At 36.0% G+C, this 6,453-nt stretch carries 6 protein-coding genes; 4 read left to right on the top strand and 2 right to left on the bottom strand.

Features of this window, described 5'->3' with window-relative positions; translation table 11 throughout:
* On the top strand, positions 1-546 hold a 546-nt coding region (locus NF867_RS09385; protein WP_252587569.1), incomplete at its 5' end, for a hypothetical protein.
* A 139-nt stretch (positions 547-685) separates the two neighbouring features.
* Positions 686-1,267 carry a porin family protein gene (locus tag NF867_RS09380; RefSeq protein ID WP_252587568.1) on the top strand — a complete coding sequence of 194 codons (582 nt, stop codon included), beginning with the start codon at positions 686-688 and terminating at the stop codon, positions 1,265-1,267.
* 178 nt (positions 1,268-1,445) lie between these two features.
* Here NF867_RS09380 and NF867_RS09375 read toward each other — a convergent pair whose 3' ends face one another.
* Positions 1,446-1,601, bottom strand: coding sequence for a hypothetical protein (locus tag NF867_RS09375; RefSeq protein ID WP_252587567.1), 156 nt, complete (start codon positions 1,599-1,601; stop codon positions 1,446-1,448).
* Between the two features lie 796 nt (positions 1,602-2,397).
* On the opposite strand from NF867_RS09375, the gene NF867_RS09370 reads away from it, so the two are divergent.
* Positions 2,398-4,602, top strand: a complete 2,205-nt coding sequence (locus tag NF867_RS09370) for an argonaute/piwi family protein (protein ID WP_252587566.1) — start codon at positions 2,398-2,400, stop codon at positions 4,600-4,602.
* 400 nt (positions 4,603-5,002) lie between these two features.
* On the opposite strand, the gene NF867_RS09365 is transcribed toward NF867_RS09370, so the two are convergent.
* Entirely contained in the window at positions 5,003-5,620 is a 618-nt protein-coding gene (locus NF867_RS09365) for a hypothetical protein (protein ID WP_252587565.1), read from the bottom strand.
* A gap of 170 nt (positions 5,621-5,790) precedes the next feature.
* Here NF867_RS09365 and NF867_RS09360 point away from each other — a divergent pair, with 170 nt between their 5' ends.
* Positions 5,791-6,453, top strand: a complete 663-nt coding sequence (locus NF867_RS09360; protein WP_252587564.1) for a hypothetical protein — start codon at positions 5,791-5,793, stop codon at positions 6,451-6,453.

Raw genomic sequence — 6,453 nt, 5'->3', positions numbered from 1 at the left:
AAAGGCTTGATTAATGAAAGGGTTTCAAAAGGGAATAAGATCCTTGATGCGGCCTTTTATAGTTTTTTTTTATTAGGATTAATATTATTGATATGGGAAATTTATATTTATCGACAAACAATTATAGATGTCAAAATTCCTCTTCTAATCTGGACTGTCCCAGGGGTGTTTTTAACACCCTTGTTATATGATAAGTTAAATAATATTGATGGCAGAGTGGGGCATTGGATCCTACATTACATTGGTCATACATGTTCAACTGGAGCGATTTTACTATTTGGTTTTATGGCTTCCAACTTGTATATGGCAGATTATAAAAAAGTAAATAAACAATATTCTATAATAGAAAAAGGAAGCATACCTGGTTCCAAAGGGCATAGAAATGAACGGTTACCTTATGTAGTAATTAATTATGAAGGATTAAAAAAGGAGCTCATATTTAGTTATTCTCAAACGGATATAATCAATACAGCCAATAATGTAAACCTGACAGTTAGAAAAGGTTTTTGGGGATTTGATGTTTTAGAAGAATACGAAGCTAATTAAAAAAAACCTGCCGGATAAATAGTATTCAAAAGCACCGGCAAGTTTACCTCAGCCAATAAAAAGGTTCATCTGGAGGTAAAAAAATTACAGTTGACTCATTTTTTTCTCCTATACTTGGCCCTCGCAATCAATAGCAATAATGAAAAAAATCTACTTATTATTTGCCGCTGTAATGATGGCAGGAACAGCGATGGCTCAATCTCCGATTAAATATGGTATTAAAGCTGGTGGTAACTTTGCCAACAACACTTTTTCTGGTAATGGGTTATCGATGACTCCTTCAAGCGTTACCAGTTTTTATGTAGGTGGTCTTGTTACTACTTCTATCACTAAAAAAATTTCCTTCCAGCCTGAATTATTGTTATCAATGCAAGGCTACAAATGGAATAGAGATAGCATACCTCTTACCAACAACACTTCTTATTTAATCTTACCACTAATGTTTAAATATAATATCGTTGAAGGCCTTCATCTAGAAGCTGGACCTCAAATCGGACTATTGTTAAGCGCGAAAGATAAATTTGGAGACTCTGAAGATGTAAAAGATCAATATAATAGCCTGGATTTAGGAGCAAACATTGGTGCTGAATACCAATTCCCTATAGGCTTATTTTTAAATGCCCGCTACAATTTAGGATTAACAAACATTGCGAAATTTACAGCCGTCGATGTTACTGTTAAAAACAAAGTAGTATCACTTGGTATTGGATTCCGCATCTAAAAAGAAATTTATTCCATTATCAAAAGTCACCTCAAGAGAGTGACTTTTTTTGTTTTAAAACATTCTTAGAATTCTATTCCGTCCAAATAACAGGAAAAGTTCAGCAGGATAGTCAAAGGCCACCCCACAACAGGTAAATAGGCATTCCTTACTCGTCGCCGGCAATGGGTACGCCAGCCTATAAAGTAACAATTAGCATTAACACTTTATACCCTTCGGGTGCCTGGCGGCAGGCTGTCATACCCATTGCTTTCGGCTCCTCATTCGTCATAGCAGCTCTCTCCGTGCTGGTAGCCGCTTCATTCCTTGCGCCTCGTACCTCGGCTCCATCCATTCAGCCGCTACCATCCCGGACGCTGCTCGTGTTTAGGCTCGCCTGCTAGTCGGTCAGGCTGCGGGTTGTCATACTTTTTGGATTCCCTACACAATCTGGTTTGCCTGCGCGGCCAAAAAGCCCGCCAACCCTTGTGTAGTGCAGGCCGCCAGGCTTTTGTCCTCGTACAAACCTCGACTTCCAAAAGCCGCGTCCTTTCTACATAGGTCGCAAACCGCCCTCGTACCTCGGGCTGCTGTTTGCTCCCACCATTCCCTCCACTCGCAAGCGGCTCGCGGCACAAGGCCGTCGCACGCTCAAGGCTGTTTTACCTTTTGGCCGAAACCCACTTAAAACAGTTTAAAATATTTTATAATCAAATTGTTAATTGATTTCAATCAAGCCTGTGTTAATATTCGCAAATTAAATTCGCAACGGTTAGCCGACACCACAAAGCATGCTGCATCACCAAATGGTGTCTAACAAAAGAAGGAGTAAAGCCGAAAATCCTGTAAAGAGTACGCAAGAACATAAAAGAACAGAAATTAGTTATGCGATATTTTTCAAATTTCATATTGGTTTTAATGATGCTCTTGCTGTCAGTAACCTCGTATGCTCAAAAGGATGTAACGCAGTTTCTCGGAATTCCGCAAGCGGCTCGCTCCACAAGATCGACGCAGGCTCAAGGCTGTTTTACCTGACCTCAACTATCACCCCCTTTTAAAAAAACAATTGCTATTTTGGTCAGCAATGTTAATTAAAACCGACATTAAGAGATAACAGTAAGAATTGAAAGTAAGAAAACAAAATTGACATTATGTTCGAAGCTTTTCTCACCACAAGGAGAGGTTTTGTTGACTGCATAACCTTGTCACGATATGACTATTTGGAATGGATTGTTGCAGACCAGACCCAAAAAGACAAACTAAAATATTGGCTTGAAAAGAAATCAGGCTTCCTTCTTTATGACATTGAAGATACTTGCTTCTATACCTTTTCCAAACTTGTTGACGAATCCACAAAGCAATATTGCATCAACGGTTCAAAAACTCTTTCTGCGCCATTCAATAATACTCAACTCATTTCCAATCTCATTGCAGCACTTTTGCGACAACAATTGTCTAAACATTATAAGCAACATCTTAATCAAAATATTTTCATTGTTGAAACAGTTAACCTGTATCCTTTTCATTTACTTAAAGCCATTGAGTTCAACATTGAGGTATTTCCTTCTGGTCATTACCTGATTCACATTCTTCCTGTATCAAAAATTGTTGGGAGCATATCACCAATTAACAAAGCTTATATCAGTAACCTGAAAACAACAAATAAAACTAACTCCAACATAAATGAGATGGAATTTAGTTTGGTTAATGTTGAGAAGTTTTACCGAAAGAAAATTGATTTACTTGACAAGGAACTTACCAAGAAATTAGATGATATACTAAAAGACAATGCCAACTTCATAGCAACTTTTGATTACCATTTCTTGGCCAACTATTCACCTGAAATATTTGAAAAAGTTACGGAGAATACATCAAAGAATTTGAAGAACGCAATTAAGTTTATCAATCCAGTTCTTGACAACTTTAACTTACCCGAATTCCTGAAACTATCTAAGGAGAAATACTTTAAAGTTAATGTCCTTGAATTAGAAACAAAAAATAATTTATTGGTTGGTAGCCAATCAGAAAATGTTACGCTGCATTCAAAAACACAAACAAAATTTGGTCTCCGCTTAGAATATACTCGAAACGATATTGCAGCCGATGAGCTAATAATTATATTTCTAAAAAAAGAAAACCTAATTGAGCAAATCAACCAATTCACATTGCCAATTACACTAAAAGCGAAGGTTGAACAGCAAGAAGGTTGGAAACACCCTTATATTACAAAATTGTTTACAGACCAAAATGATATTCATACGAAATCAAATGTTCAAAGCGCAAGCTTTTATAACGGCATTTACAGACCAGTAAGTAATTGGAATATTCTACCAATAGTTTTTGACGATCTAAACATTACAATGTTTAAAGAATTAGTCGCTTCATTCAATAAAGGTTCTGAAAATTTTAATATTCTTCCTCCATTGATGGTTGATAAAAACACAGCAATTAATCCAGAAGAAGTTCAAAACATTATTCGGACACAAATAAACAAAACAATGATTGCCATATTCTGTAAATACCAATTGCCTAAAGATTTTTTTGAGCTGATCAAAAATTGGAAATTTCAAATTTATCAAGGTGATACCTCAGACAACAAACAAAACAGAGCAAAGCTTTCAAACTTCGTTTGCAAGTGTCTTGAAAAATTAGGCGGTATTGTAGCAGCAATAGCAGATACTCATTTAGAGGATAATGGTTATTTCATTGGCATTGACTTGGGACACACAACCCACGGTGAGGAGAAGTTTTCCAACTTAGCGACAGTGATTTTTGATAACCGAGGACTTTTAATAGGTAATCACATCGTAAAGAAAATTCCAAGAAAAGAAAATTTAATTGAAAGTCATTGCATAACTGCCTTCAAAAAACTTGCAGGTATCTTGACAAAAAACACTTTACAACAACCCAAATGCATTGTTATTCACCGTGACGGTAAACTTCATTCAGCAGATATTATTTCCTTGACAAATGCTGTTAGCAATGTTTGGGGAAAGATTAAAATTGATATAGTGGAAATAATTAAATCCGGATTCCCCGTCATTGCAATGAAAAATGAAAAAGGAATTGCAATAAACCCATTGTCAGGAAGTTCTTATCAGGACAATGAACATAAATATTCTATCCTTGCGACAAACATTCAAGCAGAAGAACACAGTGCTGTTATCAACCCAATTATAATAAAGCATAAGTTTGGTAGCACCGACTTCAATAAAATTGTTGACCAGGTTTATTGGTTCACGAAAGTTTATACAAACAACCTATATAATTCAACACGACTTCCAGCGACAACATTAAAAGCGAACAACATTGTCGGTACATCAGGGAAAGGTCACCAGCCAACTTACTTAGGATGAAAATATAAACGGCTCATAACGTTGGTCTAGCAAAAGGCGTGCTGTCTCCTCAGTACTTATAGCAAATTGACTAAATGCATGGTAGGCTATCGCTGCAAAAACAACAAAGTAAAGTGGCTTACAAACCTGATACTACTCAGCTCGCGTAGCGAACTACATCCACTTAAGATTGCAAAGAGCATCGTTAACAGCTGGCTTAGGTTTTGAATTGTTTGTAATAGCGAGGCTCCCTTGTTTTTGCGCTGTCCGGGCAACAAGGGAGGATGGAATAAATTTTAATACCCGCCTGATGATCGGCTGTCTGCTAAGGTTTTAGATTTGTTTACTTGAAAGTGTCGTAAAATAGTAAGTAGTAACAAATGGGATAGCTTAGGCTGCCTCGTTTTATTTTTTATCGAAACTACTGATTTTTTTGTTCATCAATCTTCTTGCGGAATGCCCAATAAATATCGCCTTCGTGCCAATCTTCAGGATTAACAAAATCCATACAATACTCAACAACGTCATCAAAGTTGCTTGTTGGGTCACTAAATTGTGTCCAAATGCTGCTAATAAATCGTTCAACAAACAGCCTAACATTGTCCCTATGAAAGTAAATTTCTTGCTCCACAAAACTTCTGATTTTCTCGTACGTCCATTGCGTATTGTTGATTTCAAAGTCCATTGTCAGTTTCTCCGCCAATTCATAGAGACCGCCACGACCGTGTTTTTCAATGATTCTTCGGATTCTTGTAGGCATTTGGTCTTTTCCCAGATTGAAAGCTTCGGTAATTGCCATGACGATTTCAAAATGAACTTCCTGCCATGAGGGAAAGCCATTAGGAAAAGTTTTTCGGCCGTCCCTTTCTTCGTTAGTAGAAATATTATTATTGTCAACCCATTCTTCCACTGTTAGCTTTGCCGTCTGCTGACAGTCACCCATATCGCCAAACCCCATTTCCGGGTTGCTCATTAACATGTCATAGATCGACTGCTCCAATGATTCAATTTGTTTTATAGGAATAAATACTAAGTCCATGTTCTTATAATTTTGGATAAAGATGAACGTAAATTTTGAATGTGGTAATTAACCTAGCAATAGCAAAGGGCTCTTGTAATTTGCCCTTCACACTGTAAATTGATGAAAATCAAAATCATTAATTTGCCGCCAATATCTCTATTTTGCAACCCAATATTTATATAATTTATATGTTAACCACCTATCAATACTGTAATCTATTATCGATTAATTGTGATTTCCTATTAAGATTATTATCTGTTCACCATCCATTTTCTGCAGATGAAATTAAAAAATACAGCCAAATTTTAAAATGGGGCAATGGCTTTTATACTGCAGATCCTAAAAAGGACATCAGTTATGAACAAGTTTGTATTGCTATGTATGGTCTTTGCTTTAATTCAAATATTAAATGGACACCTGAATTAGAAATATATTCAATAGACGATCCTATGCAATTAGAATTATCGTCAGAGTTATTTGAGAATAAACTTTATCACCATTTTCCATTAGTTATTGAAAAAGAAATGGAGGCACGCACAGAAGTAATGCGTAATGTTTATTTGGAATGTATGCCAAAAGCTGAAGCTCCTGACGTAGAAGTAACCCAATATTATGAAAAGCTGGAAAACTTGACTCAGAACTATGCAGGAGTTTTAGGAAAGGAGTTTAATTTTTCCTCTATATTAGATTTAATATGTTTTACTTGTATTTGTAAGGATTTTTATGCCTTAAATTTTAGTTTATATTCAAATTTTTTGAACCTTTTGATTGAAAATCAGATGGAAGTTATTTCAATTTTAGACTCCTTTATTGAGCAAAAATCCGAAATTGATTTACATTATCCTCTGTAA

Source organism: Solitalea agri (assembly GCF_023914155.1).
Lineage (GTDB): Bacteria > Bacteroidota > Bacteroidia > Sphingobacteriales > Sphingobacteriaceae > Solitalea > Solitalea agri.
This window is presented reverse-complemented; position numbering and strand designations above follow the sequence as displayed.